Below are 21,839 nucleotides of genomic sequence, written 5' to 3' on the forward strand. Positions count from 1 at the left end.
GCCTAGGGATACGGACGGTAACGGTAGGGGTCTGCCGGCACGGCGATGCCGCGACGCGGGCGCAGGAGGTTCTCGGCTGCGTCCGTTCGTCACGTACCGGTGCTCGGGGGTGTTCCGCGGGGGGCGTGTGCACGGCCCTCCCGGCGTGGTGCCGTCGTCGCGTCCGACGCTCGATCACCAGGGAACGCCATAGAAGATATCGCAGAAGTGGGCGTCTCCTGACCACTTGTCAGGCTAAAGTGGCCAGAAACCTTTGTTTTCTAGGATTTCAGGGAATGTCGTCCGCGTGCGGCGGAGCTTGTGGCAGGCGCTTCGCCCGGGGCGGGCCAGGTGCCGGACGGACCCGCCGCGGCCGTCCGGATGATGTCGTCGCGTCAGCCCGCGATCGCCTCGCGGCGGTGAAGTGGGCCCGCGGATTCAGCCGTGCCTGAATCCTTGGCGGACCCTCCCGCGGTAGGTAGATCATTCCGGCATGACTCCTCAGACGATCACCGCGGCGGCATCAGGCACCTGGAACCTCGGCGACCTGCCGGTCAACCGGATCGGCTTCGGCGCGATGCGCCTGCCGCAGACCGGCGAAGCGCTCGTGCCGGATGCCGTCCCGCGCGACCGCGGCCAGGCGATCAGCGTGCTGCGCCGCGCGATCGAGCTCGGTGTGAACCACATCGACACCGCCGCGTTCTACTTCTCGCCGCTCCGCTCCGCCAATGAGCTGATCAACCGGGCCCTGGCCCCTTACCCGGACGACCTGGTCATCGCAACCAAGGTCGGGCCGGGGCGAGGGCCGTCGGGTGAGTGGCTGTCGCACGCCACCCCCGAGCAGTTGCGCGGGCAGGTCGAGGAGAACCTCCGCCAGCTGGGCCGGGACCACCTGGACGTGGTGAACCTGCGGATCGTCGGGAGCGGTTCGATCGCCGAGCGCTTCGGCGTGCTCGCCGAGCTGCGCGAGGCCGGACTCATCCGCCACCTCGGTCTGTCCAACGTCGCTCCCGCGCACCTCGCCGAGGCGCGAGCCATCGCACCGGTGGTGTGTGTGCAGAACGTGTACGGCATCGGAACGCGCGCCGACCAGGACGACTTCGTCCGGGAGTGCGGCGAGCAGGGTGTCGCCTTCGTGCCCTTCTACGCGATCGCCGGTTCCGGGCGCGAGGGTGGGGCGAGCGGCACCGACGATCCGGTGATCGCCGAGATCGCCCGGGCGCACGGGGCGAGCCCGGCCCAGCTCCGGATCGCGTGGACGCTGCACCGTGGCCCGCACGTGCTGGCCATCCCGGGGACCGGCAATCCGGATCACGTGACCGCCAACGTGGCCGCCGGTGCCCTGCGCCTCTCCGACGGCGAACTGGCCGCCCTCGACTCCCTCCACCGCGAAGGGCGTTGAGCGTCTGAGCCGGGCGGCCGCGGACAGCCCCGAACCCGCTTGCTCTGTTATTCCGTAATAGCGTAATGTCACACCCATGGCTGACGACTCTCTCCATGAGCGGATCGCCGCGCTCGAGGAACGGGTGGCGCGGCTGGAGTCCGGTCCGGAGGTGTCCGGACCGGACATCCCCCGCAGCGAGCTGTTCTGGGCTCTTGAGGGGCTTCGTCAGCGGCTCACGGGCAACGGCCAGGTGCTCTTCACCGGTGCGGTGGACCTGCCCACCGGCGAACACTACGAATGGCAGCAAGGCGCGGTGACGGACGGGCTGCTCGAAGCGGACTGGTCGGAGCACTCCGCACCGTACGCCGCGCTCGGGCACCCGGTACGGCTCACCCTGCTGCGCGCGGTGCTGCGCGGCACCCGTTCGGCGGCGGAGTTGCAGGAGACCGCCGCCCTGAACACCACCGGCCAGCTTTACCACCACCTCAAGCAGCTCACGGCGGCCGGCTGGCTCCAGGCCGAGGGGCGGGGGCACTACCAGGTGCCCGCGGGCCGGGTCGTGCCGCTGCTCGTGCTGCTCTCCGCGGTGGTGCCCACGACAACGACCACGGGGGAGTGACCCATGGACCGACGCACATTTCTCACCACGGCGACCGCGACCGCGGCAGCGGGCATACCGCTGCTGTCCGGGACCGCCGCCGCCGACAGCGGTCTGCCCGCCCGCGTCCGGCACTATCTGGACCGCGCGCTGGCCGCCGGCAGCCCGGGCGTGGTCTGCGGGGTGATCCACCACGGCCGGAGCTACGTGGCGGGCGCCGGCAGGACCGCCGCGGGCGGGAAGGCGCCGGACGGCAAGACGGTGTTCCAGCTCGGCTCCATAGCCAAGACCCTCACCGCCACCGCCCTCGCCCGTGCCGTGTGCGCGGGCACCACCCGCCTCGACGCGCCGCTCACCCTGCCCGCCCGGTTCCGGATTCCGCGCAAGGGCCTCCGGCGGATCACCCTGGCCGATGTGGCGACCCACTCCTCCGGTCTGCCCTCGCTGCCGCCGAACCTCCTCGCGGGAGCGGATCCGCTGGATCCGTACGCCCACTACACGCTGGACGACCTGGCCGCCGGCCTGCGCCGCACCCGGCTGGCCACCAGGCCGGGCAGCAAGTACGCCTACTCGAACCTGGGCTTCGGACTGCTCGGCCAGGCGCTGGCCTTCGGTGACGTGGACGCGATGCTGCGGCGCACCGTCGCCTCCCCGCTCCGGCTGTCCGACACGACGACGACGCTGCGGCCGGACATGGCGCACCGCAAGGCGGTCGGCCATCTCGAAGGGGAGCCCGTTCCCGACTGGCGCGACCGGGTCCTCAGCGCCGCGGGCACCTCGATGTACAGCACCGCCGACGACATGGTGCGCTTCCTGACCGCACAACTGCACCCGGCGCACTCGCCGTTGCGGGCCGCCATCGAACTGACCCAGCGGCCGCACTTCACCGATCCCGAGAGCCATCTGCGGATCGGGCTCGGCTGGCACCTCAGCCCGCTGCCCACGGGCCGCACCATGACCTGGCACAACGGTGGCACCGGCGGCTTCAGCACCTGCGCGGCGTTCAGCCGGGAGAGCGGCGCCGCGGCGGTGATGATGGTGAACACCTTCAGCGAGGAGACCGCGACCGAGGCCCGACCGGTCGACGCACTCACCCTCGAGCTGCTGGCGAAGCTCGACGAGGCCTGAGGCGTCAGGGGTTCGGCGCCCTCCGTCAGGAGCGCTTGACGGTGATGGCGCCGCTGCTGGTGGTCAGGTCGAGCCGGTGCGCGCCGGACGGGTCGTCGGAGACGGCGATGTCCTTGCCGCCGCTGTCGCTCTTGGCATGCACCCGGTACCGTCCGTCGGGCACGGTCACGGTGACGGCACCGGCGTCGGCCTCCGCCTCGACGTCCTGGGGTGAGGACAGCTCAAGGGCGATGGCTCCACTGGAGGTTGTCGCGCGGACGGGCCCGCGGTGGAGCCCGCTTCCGGTGATCGCGCCGCTGGAGGACTGCACCTCCACCGTGCCGTCGATGTCGTCCAGGTCGATGGCGCCGGAGCCGGTCTTCACCTTCACCGCGCCCGCCCTGGAGAGGCTGATCGCGCCGCTGGAGGTCTCACCGGTCACCGCGACGCCTGCGGGCAGATCGACGGTGTAGGTCACCGCGCAGTCGTCGCCGCAGCCGCGGAGCACCAGGACACCGCCCTCCACGCGGTGCGTCGCTCCGGCCGGGCGGTCTCCGCCGTACTCCACGGAACGGTGCAGCTTCACCTCGGTGGCGCCCCCCGCGCCGCGCAGGGTGATCGCGCCGGAACCGCTCTCCAGCCGCACGGAGGTGATGTTCCGCGTCAGCGTGCTGTCGTCCTCGAATGTCTTGTCGGACAGTCCGCACCCACTGATCCCGCTGACGGCTGTCCCGGCCGCCGCGAAGGCAGTGAGCAGACGAAGACGCGCACGCATGTACTTTCCACCGTTCTCGAGTGTGCTTGTCCGATGATCCTTACACGACCGCGCGGCGGCGTAACCCAACCCCGCGCCCGGCGTTGGTCCGGCCATGCGCTACCTCACCCAGAAGATCACCGCGGGGATCGGAACAGCGGCCGCGGCCCTCGGCTGCGTCATCGTGGCAGGGCCGCCCGCGGCCGCCGCCGGCAAGTGGTGCAACAACTCCGTCTGCATCGAGACCTACGACTCCGGCACCTACCTGGGCAGGGTCGAGGTGTCGGTCGTCAACACCAACCAGCCGCACCGCATCAGCGCCCGCGTGTGGACCACCGACGGCTGGAGTGCCCGCACCAAGGTGGAGGACGTCGCCAAGTTCAGGACCTACCGGGACCAGGCGTACCCCCAGCGCCACTTCCCGCCGGGAACCCGGCTCTGCGCGGAAGGCTTCCGCGGCGGCGCGAGTGTCGGCCTGCCCTGTGTCACCATCACCGACGGATGACGGCTCCGGTACTCGGCCGGGCGGTGAGAAGGGCGTCGGTATGTCGGAACACGAGCGGGAGCTTGCCCGGGCCCAGCGGGAGCACTGGCAGCAGACCTACGGCGAACACCCCGGCATGTACGGAGAGGAGCCCTCCGAGCCGGCCGTGCACGCCGCCGCGGTCTTCCGGGCCGCCGGTGCGCGCCAGGTGCTGGAGCTGGGCGCCGGGCACGGCCGTGACGCCCTGCACTTCGCCCGGGCGGGCCTCACCGTACTGGCCACCGACTTCAGCCCGGTCGGCCTGGAGCAACTGCGCGCGGCCGCACGAGCCCAGGGCGTGGCCGAGCGGGTCGCCACGGCGGTGCACGACGTCCGCGAGCCGCTGCCGCTCGCGGACGATTCGGTGGACGCGGTGTTCGCGCACATGCTGCTCTGCATGGCGCTGTCCACCAAGGAGCTCCACGCCCTGACCGCCGAGGTGCGCCGGGTGCTGCGGCCGGGCGGCGTCTTCGTCTACACCGTCCGGCACACCGGGGACGCGCACTACCGGGCCGGTATCGGGCATGGCGACGACATCTGGGAGCACGGCGGCTTCGCCGTCCACTTCTTCCCCCGCGACCTGGTCGACCGCCTCGCCGAGGGCTGGAGCCTGAAGGAGGTCCACGCCTTCGAGGAGGGCGGACTTCCACGGCGGCTGTGGCGGGTCACCCAGAGCCTGCCGCGGTGACGCCACGGGTGTCACGAGGTCGGCGGCGTCGTCTGGAGGAGGGGGAGATTCTTGTTCACCGCCCTGTCCCAGGAGCCGTCCGCCGCCATCTTCTCCAGCGCCCGCTGGATCCGGCCCTTGAGCGGACTGCCCTTGGGCAGACCCACGCCGTAGCGCTCGTCGGTCATGTGGAAGCCGCCCAGCCTGAACTTGTCCCCCTCCCGGGCGGCGTAGCCGGCGAGGATGGCGTCATCGGCGGTGACCGCCTCCACCTCGCCGTCCGCCAGATCGGTGAGGCAGCGCGAGAAGGTGTCGCGCTCCTCGAGCCGCGCCTGCGGGGCGACCTTCGCCCGCAGGTTGAGCGCGGAGACCGAGCCGGTGACCGAGCACACCTTCCGGTCGTTGAGGTCCTCGGGAGCGTCGATCGACGTGTCGTCCGCGCGCATCATGACGTCCTGGTGGGCCACCAGGTAGGGGCCCGCGAAGTCGACCTTCCGCGCCCGCTCGTCATTCATCGCGTACGTGGCCACGACGAAGTCGACGTCGCCGCGCCGCAGCAGCGCCTCGCGTTCGCTGCTGGGGGCCTCCTTCCATTCGATGTCGGCGGGGCTGTGGCCCAGCGCTTCGGCGATGTACCTGGCCACGTCCACGTCGAAGCCCCTGACGGTGCCGTCCGGTGCCTGGTACCCGAGGCCGGGCTGATCGAACCTGACGCCGATGGTGATCTTGTCGCCGCTCGACCGGCTCGGTCCGCTGGATCCGCTGCCTGAACCGCCCGACGAGGCACCGGCCGTCGCCTCGTGGGGCGTACCGGAGGCGCCGGGGCCCCGGGATCCGCTGCCGCGGCCCTCGCTGCCGTCCTTCTCGGAGCCGTTGCCGGTGGGCAGCAGCACCCACAGCAGGGCACCGGCGAGAGCCACGGCGCCGAAGGCCGCCACCCCCTGCGCCCAGCCGCGCCTCAGCCAGGGCGCCGACGGCCGAGCCGGCGAGGTCCGCGGCACCGGTGAAGCCTGCGGCACCGGCGGGGGCGGGGCAGATGCGGGCGGGGCTGATCGGGGCGGAGCCGGGGAATGTGCCGGTGCCGGGTCTGGGCGCGGGGGCGGGGGAGCGTTCCCGGGCACGTCGGCCTGCTGGGCCGGGGGCCGCGGCGGCTGCGGTCCGGCCCTGCCAGGCGAGGCGAGCGCCGCCTCCGCCCGGGCCAGCAGCTGGTCCAGCGCCCGCGCGTCCGGGCGCTGTCGCGGGTCGCGTACGAGTAGGGCCGTCAGCGCGTCGGTCAGCGGCCCGGCCTTCGTCGGCGGTGGCACGTCCTCACCGAGGACGGCCGCGAGCGTGGCGAACGTGTTGCCGCGCCGCATCGGATGGCGCCCCTCCACGGCGACGTAGAGCGTCATGGCCAGCGACCACAGGTCGGCCGCGGGCCCACCGTGCTCTCCGGCGACGCGCTCGGGCGCCATGTAGTCGGGTGTGCCGATCAGGGAGCCGGTGGCGGTCAGGACGGTGGCTTCCCGGATGGCCGCGATGCCGAAGTCGGTGAGGACCGGGCTGCCGTCGGCCCGCAGCAGGATGTTGGCGGGCTTGATGTCCCGGTGCTGGATGTCCGCCGCGTGAGCCGCCCCCAGGCCCGCCAGTACGCCTCGCCCCAGCCGGGCCGCCTCGACGGGGGCCAGCGGCCCGCGGGCGAGCCGGTCCTGCAGCGAGCCGCCGGTGACCAGTTCCATGACGAGCCACGGATAGGCGTGCTCGCCGCCGTCCACGATGTGATGGATGGTCACCACGTTGGGGTGGACGATGCGTGCCAGCGCCCTGGCCTCCCGCAGCACCCGGGCGCGCAGGACACCGGCGGCCTCGGGGTCGTATTCGGCCAGGCCCGGGTCCGACGGGCGCACCTCCTTGAGCGCCACCTCACGGTGGAGCGCAAGGTCACGGGCTCTCCACACCAGTCCCATGCCGCCACCGCCGAGCCGCGCCAGCAGTTCGAAACGGTCGTCGATCACCCGCGCCACACGGCCCCCTCACCCCGACGAAGGCCCTGGTCGGTGCGCGATACCGGGCCCCCGGTCCAAAGCCCTGCCCAACTCTGCCAGAGCCGCGGCGCGGACGGGCAGAAACCTGCACACCGGTCAACGCCGGGTCGCCGCCGGGGCCGTGCCGAACCGGGCCCTGCGGCCGTACAGCGTCAGGAGGTGGTGGGCCAGGGAAAGGGCGGCGAGCGATGCCACCAGCGCGCAGACGCCCCGCCACCCGGCCTGGCCGTAGACCCGGATGCCGACCCAGGACCCCGCACTGCCGCCTAGGTACACGCAGGTCATATAGGCGGTGTTGAGCCTGCTGCGGGCGTCCGGACGCAGGGCGAAGACCCGGGCCTGGTTGGCGACCATGCCGGACTGCATCGCGATGTCGAGCAGCAGCGTGCCGAGGACGAGGGCGGCCAGACCCGGCGCACCGCCCCGCGTGCCCGCGGCGAGAACCGCGGCCGAGACCAGGACGCCGAGCATGCAGACCAGGTTCACCGCGTCGGGTCCCCTGCGGTCCACCAGTCGACCGGCGAGCGGGGTGCACACCATGGTCGCCGCCCCGACCAGGGCGAGCATCCCCACCGCCGGGGCGCCCAGGTGGTACGCCGGGCCGGTGAGCAGGAGCGTCACGCAGGTCCAGGTGGCCGAGAACCCGGCGAAGACCGTCGCCTGGTAGAGGCAGGAGCGGCGCAGTTCCGGCTCGGCGAGGAACAGGCGCAGGGGCTCGGCCAGGAGTGCCGGGTACCGCTGGCGCGAGGTCGGGGTGGTGACCGGCAGGGTGCGGGCCAGTACGGCGGCGAGAAGCAGCACCAGCACCGCGGCCACCAGGTAGGGGGCGCGCCACCCCAGCCATTCGCCGAGCGTCCCGCTGAAGGTGCGAGCCAGCAGCATGCCGCCGATCGATCCGCTCAGCAGGGTGCCCATCACCGCTCCGCGGCGGTCAGCGGCCACCAGCCCGGCCGCCAGCGGAGCGATGACCTGGGCGGCCACGGTCGTGACGCCGACGAGGACGCCGGCCGCGACGAGCGGCGGCAGGGCCGGAGCACAGCCCGCGGCCAGCAGACCCACCCCGCTGAGGGAGAGCAGGGCGACGAGGAAAGGGCGGTGGGGGAGCCGGTCGCCGAGCGGCACCAGCAGGAAGATCCCGGCTGTGTAGCCGACCTGGGTCGCGGTCACCACCAGGGCGGCGGCCGCGGGCGACTCATGCAGTCCCGCGGCGACCAGCGGGGTGATCGCCTGCGGAAAATAGATGTTGCCCACGCCGACGGCGCAGGTGAGAGCCAGGAGCAGGACCAGTCGGCGGCTCATCTCGATCCACCGGCCCGGTCACGACCATGACGACTTCGCGTCTGAACCTCATCTGCCATGCGGGGAAGTTCACGGCACCGGCGCCCCGCCGCCAATCGATGTAGCGTAGGGCTTAATGATCACCTTCGAGCTGGGCGTCGAGGACCTCGCGGACACCCGGTTCGCCCTCTCGCCCCTGAACGAGACCGTGCTCAGCCTGCGGGTGCTGCGCGAGCCGGGGCTGTCCGCGCTGCACCTTCCGTGGCGCAGGTCCGTGCTCGGTGCGCTCGGCGCGCTCGACACCGACCTGCTGATGTCCCTGGTCGCGGCGCGGCGAACCCTTCCCGACTTCCTCACCCCGCGGCCCGCGAGCTTCGCCGCGTCCTTCGAAGAGGAGCTGGCCGTCGTCCGCCGGACCTCCCCCGCTCTGGTCCGCCGCGATCTGCTGGCCACACACGCCCCCGACCCGCTCCCCGAAGCCCTGCGCGATGCCACCGCCGCCGACGACGGCCCCGTCATCGGACTCCGCGACGCCCTCTGCGAACTCCTGCGGCGGTACTGGGAGGCCGTCATCAGGCCGGTGTGGCCGCAGATGCGGCTCCTGCTGGAAGCCGACATGACCTACCGCGCGCGGCAACTGGCCATCGGCGGCGCCCGTCTGCTCTTCGCCGACATGCACCCGAATCTGCGGTGGCACAACGGCGTACTGCACATCGAGAAGATGATCGGCAGGCACCGCGTCTCCGCGGCCGGCCGGGGTCTGCTCCTCGTGCCGTCCGTGTTCGCTCACAAGCCCGCGCCCCCGGTCAGCCCGGAGGAGCCGCCGATGCTGGCCTACCCCAGCCGGGGACTGGCGACGCTCTGGGCCCCGGCACCCGTCGTCGACGCGCCTGAGCTGGCGGCCCTTCTCGGCGCGCCCAAAGCGGGACTGCTCGGCCTCCTCGCCGAGCCGCTGCCCACCGTCGAGATCGCCCGCCGCCTCAGGGTCACCCCGAGTGCCGTGTCCCAGCATCTGCGCGTGCTGTACGCCACCGGCCTCGTCACCCGGGCGCGGGACGGACGGCAGGTCCTGTACCGCCGCAGTCCCCTCGGCGACCAGCTGACCGGCGCCGATTCGAAGTGAGACGCGATGCCCGCCGGCCCTGGAGGCGCCGATCCAGAGCCGACCGACGAGGGGGAGCGCCTCGGAGCCGGGCTAGAGGAGCTTGCTGCGGGCCCCGGTGGGGCTCGCGGGGCGACGGCCGCGGGCTCGCCGGGCCGTCCGGGGCCTGCGGGGTTCGCCGGCCAGCCCGGCGGCCCGCAGCGCCATGTCCGCGATCCTCTCCACCGGGATGCCGGTCTGCCCGAGGATGGCCTCCACCGTGGCGCGGCACATGGGGGCGCCGCAGTGGACGGGGCTGTGCGGCCGGTCGGGCGCGGGGAGGTAGACGCAGGCGCAGCCGAGACAGATGTGAATGGGGCGCATACTCGTCCTTCTGGTCCGCCTGGTCCTTCTAGTCCGCGGTGCCGCTGCCGTGGCAGGTGTTGCACTGGCCGGTCCAGGTGCGGGTGACCGGGATCTGGCGACCGTCGTCGTCCAACTCGACGGTGTGTTCGGTGTGCTCGGTGACCCGGTCACCCAGGCACGCGGGGCAAGGCTGGTTGGGCACGGACCCAGGATGCCGCAAAGGCAGGGCCGACGTGAACGGTGCGTGAGCTTTCGGTCACGCTTCTGGCGGCCGGCGCCTCCTGCGATCGCGGCGAGTCGTCCCTGCTCATCGACGGTTCGGGCGTCGGCATCCGGTCCGCGCGATTCTCGCGCCTTGCGGATGCCGCCGCCCGGTCACTTCGTTGCCACAGGGCTTACGGCGCCATCTCGTACGCCCCGGACAGGGCCTCGACACGCTCCCAGACGCGCGCCGAGCGAGCCTCGTCGATCACCGGACGCCGGACCGCGCCCAGCGCCCAGCCCTGCTGCTCCGAGGTGGCGGAATCCTTGCCGTGCAGCTCGACGGCGTACGCGGAGAAGTCCCGCACGAGAACGGCGAACAGCTCGTCGAGCACGTCCTCCTCCAGGCCGGTCAGGCGCGCCTGCTCCAGAATCAGCTGGCCGTGCACGACCAGCGCGAACAGCTGGCCGACGGCGAGCAGCAGGTCCAGGTCACGGCTCTGCTCCTCGTCGGGGGCCGCGGTGGTGACGAACTCGCACAGGGCGTCCGCCTGCTCCCGGAAGCGGCCGACGTTGGGCACGTGGGCGTAGGCGTCGTAGGCGGTGCGCCAGTCGTGGAAGCGCACCGCGCCCAGGCCGCGAGCGGGCCCCTGCCGGAAGAGGAAGTCGTCGTCGGCCGCGTCGAGCCGGGTCGGAACGGGCGCGTAGTCGGCCGGGTTGAGCAGGTGGTTGCCCATGAACTTCAGGATCAGCGCGAGGTTGACGTGGACGGTGCCCTCGAGCTTGGGCAGGCCGCGGATCTCGGAGGCGGCCTGGGCGAAGTAGGTGTCCTTCTCGAAGCCCTTGGCGGCGATGACGTCCCACATCAGGTCGATGACCTTCTCGCCCTCGGTGGTCACCTTCATCTTCGTCATCGGGTTGAAGAGCAGGTAACGGCGGTCGTCCGGACCGGCGGAGCGGAAGTAGTCGACGGCGCGGTCGCTGAAGAGCTTCATCCCGACGAGACGGACGTAGGCGTCGGTCAGCTCGCGGCGCACGTGCGGGAAGGCGGTGACGGGGCGGCCGTAGAGGACGCGGTTGTGCGCGTGGGTGACGGCCTCGTACATCGCGTGCTCGCAGATGCCGATCGAGGCGGTGCACAGGTTGAACTTGCCGACGTTGACGGTGTTCAGGGCGGCGTCGAAGGCGGCCCGGCCGGTGTGCAGGATGTCCTCGGCCGCGACGGGGTAGTCCTCGAGGCGGAACTCGCTGACGTACTTCGAGGAGTCGACGACGTTCTTCACCAGGTGGTAGGCCGGGTGGCGGCTGTCGGCGGCGAAGAAGACGTAGCCGTCGGGGCCCTCGATGTCGGTGCGGCGACCGAAGACGGAGACCAGCCCGGCGGCGTTGCCGTTGCCGATGTAGTACTTCGAGCCGCTGGCGCGGAAGCCGCCGTCACCGTCGGGCTCCAGCAGCATGTCGGTGGAGTAGATGTCGGCGCCGTGGGTCTTCTCCGACAGGCCGAAGGCGAACACCTCGCCCTGGGCGAGGAGTTCCGCCGCCCGGGCGCGCGCGGCGGCGTTCTCGCTCTGCCAGACCGGGCCGAGGCCGAGGATGGTGACCTGCCAGGCGTACCAGTAGTCGAGCCCGTAGAAGCCGAAGATCTCGTTGAGGGCGGCGATCCGGGCGGTGTCCCACCGCTGATCCGGCTGCCCGGCGGCGGAGGCCGGGGTGAGGAAGGTCGCGAACAGCCCTTCCTTGGCGGAGAACGCGAGGAAGTCCGCCAGCCAGGCGCGGGAGCGGTAGTCCTCGATCAGCTTGCGCTTGCCGCGCTCCTCGAACCAGTCGACGGTGGCCCGCAGCAGCCTGCGGGTCTCCGGGTCGAAGTGTGCCGGGTCGTAGGTGCGCGGGTTGAACAGCAGGGGATCGGCCATGGTTGATCGCCTTTCCGGCGTGAGGGTGGGCGGGGTGGGGCAGGGAGGTTCGGCGGGTGAGGGGCGCGCGGCGCCGGTGAGGCGGTGGTGCGGCGGCGCCCGCGCGGCTCAGGGACGGAGGCGGTGGAGGGTGGCGAGCACGTCGTCCAGCCAGGCCAGCATCATCCGCTCGTACGCGATGCCGCCGCGGAGCACGACGTGCTGGAGCTCGCCCCCCGGGGTGGGTGCCGGCGCGTCGGGGCCGGTGAAGTCCCGTCGCTCACCCGCGAGGTAGTGCGCCAGCTGGTCGCTGTGCGTCCGGCGGTGCCGCTCGACCTCGCTGATGAGCGCGGCCGGGTCGTCGAACGCCGCGCCGCGGATCTTCACGGCGAGGTCGTGCCGGACGCTCTCGGGCTCGATCGGATCGTGCAGCCACTCGGAGAGGGCGGTCCGGCCGAGGCCGGAGACGGAGTACTCCTTCTTGTCCGGCCGGCCCTGCTGCGGCACCTCGCGGACGTCGACCCAGCCGTCGCTCTCCATGCGCTTCAGCACGCGGTAGATCTGCTGGTGGGTGGCGGTCCAGAAGTAGCCGATGGACCGCTCGAACCGTCGGGCCAGCTCATAGCCGGAGCCCGGCTTCTCGAGCAGGGAGACGAGGATCGCGTGTTCGAGCGCCATGCCCTCATCTTGCTATGCAACTCGTTGCATAGCAAGGGTGCCCCGGTGCGCGGCCGGGGCCGGCCGGCCGCGCACCTGTTGTGCCCGCTCAGCCGCGGAGCGTGTCGCCGGTGGGGACGACAAGGCCGAACAGGTCGGTGATGGTGGTCAGGGCGGCCGTGCGGAGGGCGGTGGCGGTCAGGACGGTGCCGTCCGGGGCGGTGAGCGCGCGGGTGGCGGTGGTCTCGGCGACGACGGTGGGCCGGTAGCCGAGGTTGAAGGCGCCCTGTGCGGTGAAGGCGACGCACATGTGGGTCATGAACCCGGCCAGCACCAGGTCCTTGCCGCCGCCCGGGCCGAAGCCCAGCCCGCTCAGGGTCTTCTCCAGCTCGGTGGCGTGGAAGGAGTCGGGGAACTCCTTGACCACCACCGGCTCGCCGTCGACCGGCGCGACCTCGTCGCTGATGGCGCCGATGTGGGCGCGGATATCGTAGGGGGTGTTCTCGCCGCCGTCGTTGACGATGTGGATGACCGGGGCGCCCGCGGCGCGGGCGCGCCGCAGCAGGCGGGCGGCCGCCGCGAGGGCCTCCTCGGCGCCGTCCAGGGCCATGACGCCGGTGCGGTAGGTGTTCTGGAAGTCGATCATGATCAGGGCGGACTCGCTCAGCCGGGGCGGGGCGTTGTCCAGTCCGATCACGTCGCGCAGGGTCGTGGACGCGGTGTCCGTGCTCATCAGGGACCTTTCATCACAGGGAGGGGCACGCCGGAAGAGGGCGTGCCGTCAGGGAAGAGGGCATGGCGGTGGAGGCGGAGGGCATGGCGAAGCCCGCCGCCTCGGGCCGGGCCCGGGGGATACAGGTGGTGCGGCAGGTCAGGCGACCTGGGTACGGAAGCGGCGCCGGTAGGCCGCCGGGGTGGTGGCGAGCTGCCGCCTGAACGCCCGGTGCAGGGTCTCCGCCGAGCCGAGCCCGGCGGCGGCCGCGACCTGGTCGAGCGGGCAGTCGGTGGTCTCCAGCAGGCGCCGGGCCACCTCGATGCGCGCCGCCTCGACGTAGGCGCCGGGGCTGGTACCCGTCTGCTGGGTGAAGACGCGCGCGAAGTGGCGTTCGCTCAGGCACATCCGGGCGGCCAGGGCCCCCGTGGACAGGTCCGCATCGAGGTGGTCGGCGATCCACAACCGCAGCTCGTCGATGTCCCGGCGGGTGGCGGCGGGGCGGCTGAGCGGCACCGAGAACTGGCTCTGGCCGCCCTGCCTCTTGAGGTACATCACCAGCTGCCGGGCCACCGCCAGCGCGGTCTCCTCACCCAGGTCCTCGGCCACCAGGGCCAGGGCGAGATCCAGGCAGGCGCTGATCCCCGCCCCGGTCCACAGCCGGCCGCGGTCGGTGCGGACGAAGATCGGGTCCGGGTCGACCGTGACCTCCGGGTGGTCGACGGCGAGCTGGGCGGCGGTCGACCAGTGGGTGGTCGCCGTCTTCCCGTCCAGCAGCCCGGCCGCGGCCAGCAGATGCGCGCCCACACACACCGACGCGACCCGCCGGGCGTGCGGGGCGGTCTCCTTCACCCACGCCACGACTCCGCTGTCGATACGCGCCCGGGGGCCGTCATCGGCCATGTCGACCGCCCCCGGCACCAGCAGGGTGTCCACCTCCCCGCCGACGTCGTCGAACGCCACATCGGTGAGCAGCCGCACCCCCGCCGACGTGCGGACCGCACCGGCGACCGGCCCGGCGAGGCGGACCCGGTAGCCGGCGCGGCCGGCGGTCTCCCGGTTGGCCAGCGCGAAGACCTCGGCGGGGCCGGTGACATCGAGGAGATCGACATCGGGGAAGACCGCGATGACGACACGGTGCGGAAGGGGCATGCGCCCATCCTCACCGCCGCCGGTCCATGGCGGCAATGACGATTCCCTGTCACATTCGGACATGCGCTCCCGGGGTGTGCCCGAAGGCACGCCGGAAGACGTCGATGAACGCGCTGGCGGACGACCAGCCACACCGATGCGCCACGGTGGTCACCGGGGTGTCCTCGGCCAGCAGGACCAGGGCGTGGTGGAGGCGCAGCTGCGTGCGCCACTGCGGGAAGGTCATGCCGAGGTCGGCCCTGAAGAGCCGGGACAGGGTCCGGTCACTCGCGCCGACCTGTCTGCCCAGCGCGGCCAGGGTGCGGTCGTCGGCCGGATCGGCGTGCAGGATCGCGCACAGCGCCCGCAGCCGGGGGCTGGTGGGGGTGGGCAGGTGGAGAGGGTGCTGGGGGCAGGCACGGACCTGGTCGAGCAGCACGGCCCGGAGCCGGGATCGTTCGGGGCTGTGGTCGTCCGGGGCGCGGGTGTAGGCGAGGAGCAGCTCACGTAGCAGGGGGCTGACGGCGAGGACGGTCGGCTCGTCCAGGGAGAGCGGGTTCTCGGACGCGGGCAGACCGACGAGATGAAGCTCGAGTCCGCCGTGGGCCTGGTGGGCGTGGACGGTTCCGGCCGGTACCCAGATGGCGCGGGTGGCCGGCGCGATCCAGGAGCCCGCGTGGGTGGTGACGGCCAGCACCCCGCGGCCGGCGTAGACGATCTGGTGGTCGTCGTGGCGGTGGGCGTCGACGGCGGCGCCGGGCGCCAGCCACTGGACGCGGGTCGGCGCGATCGGCTGATGGCGGACTTCCGGCATGGATTGGCAGCTTATCGAAAGCGCGACACCGCGAGCCGCCATGAGCATGGCGAGGTGTCAAGAAGACGTTCCATCATCCTGCTGTCCCTCGGGCACGCCTGCGTGGACGTGTACCAGGGCTCCGTCGCGTCGCTGGTGCCGTTCTTCGTGGCCGAGCGCGGATACACCTACGCCGCGGCCTCGGGCATCGTGCTCGCCGCGTCACTGCTCTCCTCGGTGGTGCAACCGTTGTTCGGGGTACTCACCGACCGGTGGGCGCTGCCCTGGCTGCTGCCGGTGAGCACGATCCTCGGCGGGGCGGGCATCGCGCTGAGCGGCCTTTGCGGTTCCTACGCGCTGACGCTGACCTTCGTGGCGGTCTCCGGGATCGGCGTCGCCGCCTACCACCCCGAGTCCGCCCGCGTCGCCCGGCTCGCGAGCAAGGGCAGCAACACCGCGATGGGCTGGTTCTCCCTCGGCGGCAACCTCGGCTTCGCCGCCGCGCCCCTCGTGGTCGCCGCCACCGTCGCCCCCGCCGGGCTGCGGCTGACCCCGCTGCTGGTGATACCGGCGCTGGCCGGCAGCGTGCTGTGCCTGCCCGTGCTCCGCGCCCTGGCCAGGACGGTGCCCGCCCCCGCCGGCACCGCGGCGCCGGCGGGGGCGGACGACAGGGCCTCGTTCGTGAAGCTCTCCCTGGCCGTGGTCTGCCGGTCCATCGTCTTCACCGGCCTGGGCACGTACATCGCCTTCTACGCCCAGCAGCGCACCGGAGGCGGGACGGCGGCCGGCACCGCGGCGCTGTTCGTGCTGTACCTCGGCGGCGCGGTGGGCACGCTACTGGGCGGCAAGCTGGCCAACCGCTGGGACCGGGTCACCGTCGTGCGCTGGTCGTACCTGGTCACCGTCGCCACCGTCGCCGGCATCCTCCTCGTTCCCGGCCCGGCGCTCTACCTGTTCGTGGCCCTGACCTCCGCCGGTCTCTACATCCCGTTCTCGCTGCAGGTCACCCTCGGCCAGGACTACCTCCCCACGCGCGTCGGCACCGCCGGCGGGATCACCCTCGGCCTGACGATCAGCATCGGCGGCCTCGCCGGCCCGCTCATCGGCGGCCTGGCCGACGCGGTCTCCCTGCGGGCGGCCCTGGCTCCCCTGATCCTGATGCCTGCCCTGAGCTGGCTGCTGGCCCGGACCCTGCCCGAACCGACCGCTCCGGAAGCCGGAGGGCCGCTCGCCTGAACCGTCGGCCGATCGCCCGTCACCGGCCTGCCGGAGCCCGGCCGGTGGGCGATGGCCGAGAGCACCAGCCCGCGAGACGATGGGACATGTTCCTGAGACGGCAGGCCATTACGCGGCTCATTCGATCTCCGTAAGGTTGAGGACATCAACCCGAACGAAACAAGGGAGAGTTACCGTGCGTGCTGTCATCCAGAACTCCTTCGGCGGCCCCGAGGTTCTCGAGACCGTGGAGATCGACCGGCCCGAGCCGCTCGGCGGCGAGGTGCTCATCCGGGTCCAGGCCAGCGGCGTGAACCCGGTGGACATAGCCGTCCGCTCCGGGGCCTACCCGCTGCTGGGCGAGCCGAGTTTCGGGGTGGGCTGGGACATCTCCGGCGTTGTGGAAGCGGTCGGTCCGGGCGCCCGGTTCAAGGTCGGCGACGAGGTCTTCGGGATGCCGTTCTTCCCGCGCGCCGCGACCGGGTACGCCGAGTACGTCGCCGCCCCCTCGCGGCAGGTGGCGCGGAAGCCCGCCTCGCTCGACCATGTGCAGGCCGCCGCCGTGCCGCTGGCCGCGCTGACCGCCTGGCAGGGACTGGTGGACGCGGCGCGGGTGAAGGCCGGCGACCGGGTGCTGATCCACCGTGCCGCCGGGGGAGTCGGGCACTTCGCGGTGCAGATCGCGAAGGCGCGCGGGGCCCATGTGATCGCGCTGGCGAGTGAGGCGCGGCACGAGTTCCTGCGGGGTCTCGGGGCGGACGAGGTGATCGACTACCGGGTCACCGACTTCACCGAGGTGGTGCGTGATGTCGATGTCGTCTTCGACTCGAACTCCCAGGGTTCGGCCTCGCTGAGCGTGCTGCGGCCGGGCGGCACGCTGGTGTCGATCATGGAGCACTGGAACCAGGAGCTGGCGGCCGAAGTCGAGGCGGCCGGACGCAACTTCGCGGGCGTCTCGGTCGAGCCCGACTACGCCTCGCTGGAGGCGATCGCCGAGCTGATCGACGCGGGGCGGATCCGGCCGCACGTCCAGGAGACGTTCCCGCTGGAGGAGGCCGGCAAGGCTCATGAACTGGTCGGTTCCGGTCGGGTGCAGGGCAAGGTCGTACTCACCGTAGGCTGAGCCCCGTGGACATCCTGACCGAGGCGCTGAGTTCGATGCGGACGGGCCGGCCGACGTCCGTCCGCACCGACGGCCGTGCCCCCTGGGGGCTTCGGCTCCCACCCGTGGCGGGGGCGGGCTTCCATGTGGTGCTGTACGGGACGTGCTGGCTGGTGCCCCTGGAGGACGACACCACCGCCACCGCGGAGCCGATCGCGCTGAGCCCCGGGGATGTGGTCTTCCTCCGCGACGGGCGTGGCCACATCCTCGCCGACCACCCGTCCACCCCGGCCGAGGTGGAAAGGCCCGAGCAGTTCCACCCGGGAGCGCCGATCGGCACCGTGCGGCTGGGCGGCGACGGCCCGCTGACCAGCCTGCTGTGCGGCAACTACCACCTCGACCAGGGGCGGCCGCACCCGTTGGTACGGCAGTTGCCCGAGGTGATCCATCTGCGCACCCGCCACGGCAGCCACCCGGAGCTGGGCGCCGCCGTCCAACTGCTGGGCGCGGAGCTGGAGAATCCGCGCATCGGATCGGGCGGCATCGTCCCCACGCTGATCGACTCGCTGCTGCTGTACATCCTGCGGGCCTGGCTGGAGGCCCAGCCCCCGGCGGCCGCGCGGGGCTGGGCCGCCGCGCTCGGCGACTCGGCGGTCGCCCCGGCGCTGGCGGCCATCCACCAGCAGCCCTCGGCCCAGTGGACAGTCGAGTCGCTGGCCGAGCGGGCCGGGCTCTCCCGCGCGGCGTTCGCCCGGCGGTTCGCCGCACTGGTCGGGGAGCCGCCCATGGCCTATCTGACCCGTTGGCGTATGACGACCGCGGCCCGGCTGCTGCGCGAGACCGACGCCCCGCTGACCACGGTCGCCACACAGACCGGATACGGATCCGACTTCGCCTTCGCGAAAGCCTTCAAACGCGAATACGGCCTGGCCCCCGGCGGCTACCGCCGCCAGGCCCGCACGGCCTGACGCCACAGGCCGGTGCGGCCTACCGCACCGGCCCGGGAGCCAACGGGATCGCGCCGCCGTAATACGACCAGTGTGCACCGTCTCGGCCCCGGCGGGCGCGAGCGCTATCCGGCGGGACGGACGTGGGGGCGGGCGAGGTTGTCCGGGTGCAGGATCCGCTGGAGCTCGTCCCTGGTCAGCAGCCCCTTGTCGAGGACGAGTTCATGGACGCTCCGGCCGGTGCGCAGGGCCTCCTGGGCGACGGCGGTGGCCTGCTCGTAGCCGATGTGCGGGTTCAGCGCGGTCGCGAGTCCGATGGAGCGGGCGACGAGGTGCGCGAGGTGTTCGCGGTTCGCCGTGATGCCGGTGACACAGCGTTCGGCGAGTGTCAGGGCGCCGGCCCGCAGGTGCGTCAGGCTCTTCAGCAGGCTGTGCGCGATGAGCGGTTCGAAGGCGTTCAGCTGGAGCTGGCCGCCCTCGGCCGCCATGGTCACCGCCATGTCGTTGCCGATCACCTCGAAGGCGATCTGGTTGACCACCTCGGGGATGACCGGGTTCACCTTGCCGGGCATGATGCTGGAGCCGGCCTGGACCGGGGGCAGGTTGATCTCGGCGAACCCGGCGCGCGGCCCGCAGGAGAGCAGCCGCAGATCGTTGCAGGTCTTGGAGAGCTTGACCGCGATCCGCTTGAGCACCCCGGACAGCTGGACGAACGCCCCCGCGTCCTGGGTGGCTTCGACCAGGTCGTCGGCGACGGTCAGCGGAAGCCCGGTGAGGTCACGCAGATACCCGCAGGCGAGCGCCGCGTACCGGGGGTGGGCGTTGAGTCCGGTGCCGATGGCGGTGCCGCCGAGGTTGATCTCGTGGATCAGCTCGCAGGCCTCGGTGAGGCGCTTGCGGTCCTCCTCCAGCATCACCGCGTAGGTGGCGAACTCCTGCCCCAGCGTCATGGGCACCGCGTCCTGCAGCTGGGTGCGGCCCATCTTCAGGACGTCGGCGTACTCCGCGGCCTTGGCGTCGAAGGCGGCGCGGAGCACCTCCAGGGCGTCCAGCAGCCGCCGGGCGGTGAAGTCCAGAGCCACCTTGACGGCGGTCGGGTAGACGTCGTTGGTGCTCTGCCCGGCGTTGACGTCCTCCAGCGGGTGCAGGTGCCGGTACTCGCCCTTGCGGTGCCCGAGCAGCTCCAGCGCTCGGTTGGCGATGACCTCGTTGGCGTTCATGTTCGTGGAGGTGCCCGCACCGCCCTGGATGACGTCGACCACGAACTCGCCGTGCAGCTTCCCGGCGCGGATCTCCTCGCACGCGGTCACGATCGCGTCGGCCTTGCGGGCGTCCAGCAGGCCCAGCTCCCGGTTGGCCAGCGCCGCCGCCTGCTTGACGCAGGCCAGGGCGGTGACGAGCTCGGGGTAGGCCGATATCGGGGTACCGGTGATGGGGAAGTTCTCGACCGCGCGAAGGGTGTGGATGCCGTAGTAGGCGTCGGCGGGGACGTCCCGGTCACCGAGCAGATCGTGCTCGGCGCGGAACCCGTGGCCGGGGTCGTGGCCGGGGTCGCGGTCGGGGCGGGCGTGGGGGTGCGCGGTCTCGGGCGTGGTGGCCATGGGGTGCGGGTTCTCTCTTCTCGGGCGCGTGCGAGGTGCGGCGGGTGCGGCGGGTGCGGGCTAGGCCCGGACGAGTTCGGGCGACGGGCCGGAGTCCGCGGGCAGCGCCGCATCGAGCGCCTGGCGGAGCACCCGTTCGCGCTCCGGCCGGCCGGTGGCGGCGAGCAGTGCGCTGAGCACCGCGATCCGGGCCTGCCCGGCCCGCAGCGTGCCGGTGGGCACCGCGCCCGCGGCGACGAGGTCCACCGCGCCGCCGTGGGTGTAGATCTCGGTGACCGGTCCGGACTGGACGCGGGTGGTCAGGGCCACCAGGACGCCGCGGGAGGTGGCGGCGGCGACGGCCCGGACCATCTCGGGGGTGGCGTTCCCCGCGCCGGTGGCCACCAGCACGATGCCCTGTGCCCCGGCGTCCACGGCCGCGTTCAGCAGCAGGGGATCGGCGTCGGCGTGGTGCATCACCATGTCCACGCGCGGCGGCACGTCCACCACCTCGGGCAGCGGCAGCGCGGGCGGGCGCCGCGGCTGGTGCAGCACGGAGACCTGGCCGAAGCCGACGTTCCCGACGCGCGCGCCGGACGGATCGGCGAAGGCGTCCGCGGCGAGCGTCTGCGTCTTGACCGTGCCGCGGGCGGCGTGCACCTTGCCGTCGAAGACGACCAGCACACCGAGGCCGCGCGTCCGCGCCGCGGTCAGCAGCGCGTCGTGGAGGTTGCCGGGGCCGTCGCCGTCCTCGGTGCCGAGCGGCAGCTGCGCGCCGGTGAAGACGACCGGGCGCGGGTCGTCGTGGTGCAGGTCGACCAGGAACGCCGATTCCTCCAGGGTGTCGGTGCCGTGGGTGACCACGATGCCGTCGACGCCGGGGTCGGCGAGCACCTCGTGCACCGTGCGGAGGAGCGTGAGCTGATGCGCGGTGGTCAGCCGCGGGCTGTTCACGCTGAACAGATCGACCACTTCCACGGTGACACCCTCGGGCACCGCGGCCGTCGCCATGATCTCCTCGCCGTGTGCGTCGGCGGCGAAACCCGCCCCCTGCCAGCGGCTGGCTATCGTCCCGCCGGTGCTGATGACGACGACCCGTCCCACCGTGCGCCCTCCTCGTTCACATGCTGTTTCGGCCACCTCCTGCGGCCGGGAAGCAAGAATAGGAGTATTGCCGCGCATTTTGATTGCTAATTCTGCCCGGCAGGACCGTTAATCCTGGTGGATAATTGCGCTGTGGATGAGATTGATCGAGCCATCTTGCGCGAGCTTCAGCGGGACGGCCGGCTGAGCAACCAGGAACTCGCCCAGCGGGTCGGGCTGACCCCCTCGCCGTGCATGCGCCGCGTCCGGCAGCTGGAGCAGGACGGAGTGATCCAGGGCTACCGGGCGGTGATCGACCCGGAGGCGGTCGGCCGTGGCTTCGAGGTCCTGGTGTCCATCGAGGTGAGGCGTGACCGCGCGACGGTCGAGGCGTTCGAGGCCGCCCTCCAGGACATCCCCGACGTCATCGAGGCGCACCGGCTCTTCGGCAGCCCGGGCTGTCTGCTCCGCATCGCGGTGGCGGACCTGCGCGCGTACGAGCGGCTGTGGATCGAGCAGCTGACCGCGCTGGCCGGTGTCACCGAGGTCAACTCGCAGATCATCATGAAGCGGCTCAAGGAGCCCCGCGGCCTGCCCGTCGACGGCTGACGGCGTGGGCGGATGTCCGTCTTCCGCTGTCGCGAGCGGGCCGAGTGGGGATGATGGAGCCCGATGACGGGCCGTCAGCGGGGAGACGGTGCGGAGCGCGACGCTTGGCACGGCTCGTACGGGCACCGGACGCCCGTGCGAGAACTGACGACGGGG

General features: G+C 72.3%; 22 protein-coding genes. 10 read left to right on the plus strand and 12 right to left on the minus strand.

Features of this window, described 5'->3' with window-relative positions; translation table 11 throughout:
- The first annotated feature begins 472 nt into the window (after positions 1–472).
- From AC4BDD_RS29410 to AC4BDD_RS29420, 3 genes are all read left to right on the plus strand, one after another.
- Positions 473–1,381: an oxidoreductase gene (locus tag AC4BDD_RS29410; RefSeq protein WP_490688511.1), complete on the plus strand. Its 909-nt coding sequence runs from the start codon at positions 473–475 to the stop codon at positions 1,379–1,381.
- A gap of 76 nt (positions 1,382–1,457) precedes the next feature.
- Positions 1,458–1,982, plus strand: coding sequence for an ArsR/SmtB family transcription factor (locus AC4BDD_RS29415; RefSeq protein WP_490688512.1), 525 nt, complete (start codon positions 1,458–1,460; stop codon positions 1,980–1,982).
- Positions 1,983–1,985: 3 nt separating this feature from the next.
- Entirely contained in the window at positions 1,986–3,089 is a 1,104-nt protein-coding gene (locus AC4BDD_RS29420) for a serine hydrolase domain-containing protein (protein ID WP_490688513.1), read from the plus strand.
- Between the two features lie 25 nt (positions 3,090–3,114).
- Here the strand turns inward: AC4BDD_RS29420 and AC4BDD_RS29425 are convergent, their stop codons facing one another.
- Positions 3,115–3,843, minus strand: a complete 729-nt coding sequence (locus AC4BDD_RS29425; protein WP_490688514.1) for a DUF4097 family beta strand repeat-containing protein — start codon at positions 3,841–3,843, stop codon at positions 3,115–3,117.
- A 94-nt stretch (positions 3,844–3,937) separates the two neighbouring features.
- Between AC4BDD_RS29425 and AC4BDD_RS29430 the strand changes: the two genes are divergently transcribed.
- Together AC4BDD_RS29430 and AC4BDD_RS29435 are read left to right on the plus strand one after the other, a co-directional pair.
- Positions 3,938–4,327: a hypothetical protein gene (locus tag AC4BDD_RS29430; RefSeq protein WP_490688515.1), complete on the plus strand. Its 390-nt coding sequence runs from the start codon at positions 3,938–3,940 to the stop codon at positions 4,325–4,327.
- A gap of 40 nt (positions 4,328–4,367) precedes the next feature.
- The gene (locus tag AC4BDD_RS29435; RefSeq protein WP_490688516.1) at positions 4,368–5,033 is read left to right on the plus strand and encodes a class I SAM-dependent methyltransferase; all 666 of its coding nucleotides are present in this window, start codon (positions 4,368–4,370) and stop codon (positions 5,031–5,033) included.
- Between the two features lie 11 nt (positions 5,034–5,044).
- Here the strand turns inward: AC4BDD_RS29435 and AC4BDD_RS29440 are convergent, their stop codons facing one another.
- Both AC4BDD_RS29440 and AC4BDD_RS29445 read right to left on the minus strand, forming a co-directional pair.
- A complete protein-coding gene (locus AC4BDD_RS29440) occupies positions 5,045–6,958 on the minus strand; it encodes a bifunctional serine/threonine-protein kinase/glutamate ABC transporter substrate-binding protein (RefSeq protein WP_490691973.1) in 1,914 nt (637 codons plus the stop codon).
- A 174-nt stretch (positions 6,959–7,132) separates the two neighbouring features.
- Positions 7,133–8,335: an MFS transporter gene (locus tag AC4BDD_RS29445; RefSeq protein WP_490688517.1), complete on the minus strand. Its 1,203-nt coding sequence runs from the start codon at positions 8,333–8,335 to the stop codon at positions 7,133–7,135.
- 115 nt (positions 8,336–8,450) lie between these two features.
- Between AC4BDD_RS29445 and AC4BDD_RS29450 the strand changes: the two genes are divergently transcribed.
- Entirely contained in the window at positions 8,451–9,437 is a 987-nt protein-coding gene (locus AC4BDD_RS29450) for an ArsR/SmtB family transcription factor (RefSeq protein ID WP_490688518.1), read from the plus strand.
- A 72-nt stretch (positions 9,438–9,509) separates the two neighbouring features.
- On the opposite strand, the gene AC4BDD_RS29455 is transcribed toward AC4BDD_RS29450, so the two are convergent.
- From AC4BDD_RS29455 to AC4BDD_RS29485, 7 genes are all read right to left on the minus strand, one after another.
- On the minus strand, positions 9,510–9,779 hold the full coding sequence (locus tag AC4BDD_RS29455) for a hypothetical protein (protein ID WP_490688519.1): 270 nt from the start codon (positions 9,777–9,779) through the stop codon (positions 9,510–9,512).
- Positions 9,780–9,807: 28 nt separating this feature from the next.
- The gene (locus AC4BDD_RS29460; protein ID WP_490688520.1) at positions 9,808–9,963 is read right to left on the minus strand and encodes a hypothetical protein; all 156 of its coding nucleotides are present in this window, start codon (positions 9,961–9,963) and stop codon (positions 9,808–9,810) included.
- A gap of 193 nt (positions 9,964–10,156) precedes the next feature.
- A complete protein-coding gene (locus AC4BDD_RS29465; RefSeq protein WP_490688521.1) occupies positions 10,157–11,875 on the minus strand; it encodes an acyl-CoA dehydrogenase family protein in 1,719 nt (572 codons plus the stop codon).
- A 108-nt stretch (positions 11,876–11,983) separates the two neighbouring features.
- The gene (locus AC4BDD_RS29470; RefSeq protein WP_490688522.1) at positions 11,984–12,532 is read right to left on the minus strand and encodes a PadR family transcriptional regulator; all 549 of its coding nucleotides are present in this window, start codon (positions 12,530–12,532) and stop codon (positions 11,984–11,986) included.
- 88 nt (positions 12,533–12,620) lie between these two features.
- Entirely contained in the window at positions 12,621–13,244 is a 624-nt protein-coding gene (locus tag AC4BDD_RS29475; RefSeq protein WP_490688523.1) for an isochorismatase family protein, read from the minus strand.
- Positions 13,245–13,382: 138 nt separating this feature from the next.
- Positions 13,383–14,375, minus strand: a complete 993-nt coding sequence (locus tag AC4BDD_RS29480) for a GlxA family transcriptional regulator (RefSeq protein ID WP_490688524.1) — start codon at positions 14,373–14,375, stop codon at positions 13,383–13,385.
- 49 nt (positions 14,376–14,424) lie between these two features.
- Entirely contained in the window at positions 14,425–15,168 is a 744-nt protein-coding gene (locus tag AC4BDD_RS29485; protein ID WP_490688525.1) for an AraC family transcriptional regulator, read from the minus strand.
- 54 nt (positions 15,169–15,222) lie between these two features.
- Between AC4BDD_RS29485 and AC4BDD_RS29490 the strand changes: the two genes are divergently transcribed.
- The 3 genes from AC4BDD_RS29490 to AC4BDD_RS29500 all read left to right on the plus strand — a co-directional run bounded on the left by AC4BDD_RS29490 (position 15,223) and on the right by AC4BDD_RS29500 (position 18,432).
- Positions 15,223–16,383 (plus strand): MFS transporter, encoded by a 1,161-nt coding sequence (locus AC4BDD_RS29490; protein WP_490688526.1) that lies wholly within the window; start codon positions 15,223–15,225, stop codon positions 16,381–16,383.
- Positions 16,384–16,558: 175 nt separating this feature from the next.
- Complete coding sequence (locus tag AC4BDD_RS29495) at positions 16,559–17,485, plus strand: NADP-dependent oxidoreductase (RefSeq protein ID WP_490688527.1); 927 nt, start codon at positions 16,559–16,561, stop codon at positions 17,483–17,485.
- Between the two features lie 5 nt (positions 17,486–17,490).
- Positions 17,491–18,432: an AraC family transcriptional regulator gene (locus tag AC4BDD_RS29500; RefSeq protein ID WP_490688528.1), complete on the plus strand. Its 942-nt coding sequence runs from the start codon at positions 17,491–17,493 to the stop codon at positions 18,430–18,432.
- 104 nt (positions 18,433–18,536) lie between these two features.
- Here AC4BDD_RS29500 and aspA read toward each other — a convergent pair whose 3' ends face one another.
- Positions 18,537–20,012, minus strand: coding sequence for an aspartate ammonia-lyase (gene aspA, locus AC4BDD_RS29505; protein WP_490688529.1), 1,476 nt, complete (start codon positions 20,010–20,012; stop codon positions 18,537–18,539).
- A 60-nt stretch (positions 20,013–20,072) separates the two neighbouring features.
- Entirely contained in the window at positions 20,073–21,095 is a 1,023-nt protein-coding gene (locus tag AC4BDD_RS29510; RefSeq protein ID WP_490688530.1) for an asparaginase, read from the minus strand.
- A 132-nt stretch (positions 21,096–21,227) separates the two neighbouring features.
- On the opposite strand from AC4BDD_RS29510, the gene AC4BDD_RS29515 reads away from it, so the two are divergent.
- Entirely contained in the window at positions 21,228–21,683 is a 456-nt protein-coding gene (locus AC4BDD_RS29515; RefSeq protein WP_490688531.1) for an Lrp/AsnC family transcriptional regulator, read from the plus strand.
- Positions 21,684–21,839 lie beyond the last annotated feature (156 nt).

It is taken from the genome of Streptomyces sp. JLBT605, assembly GCF_058215555.1.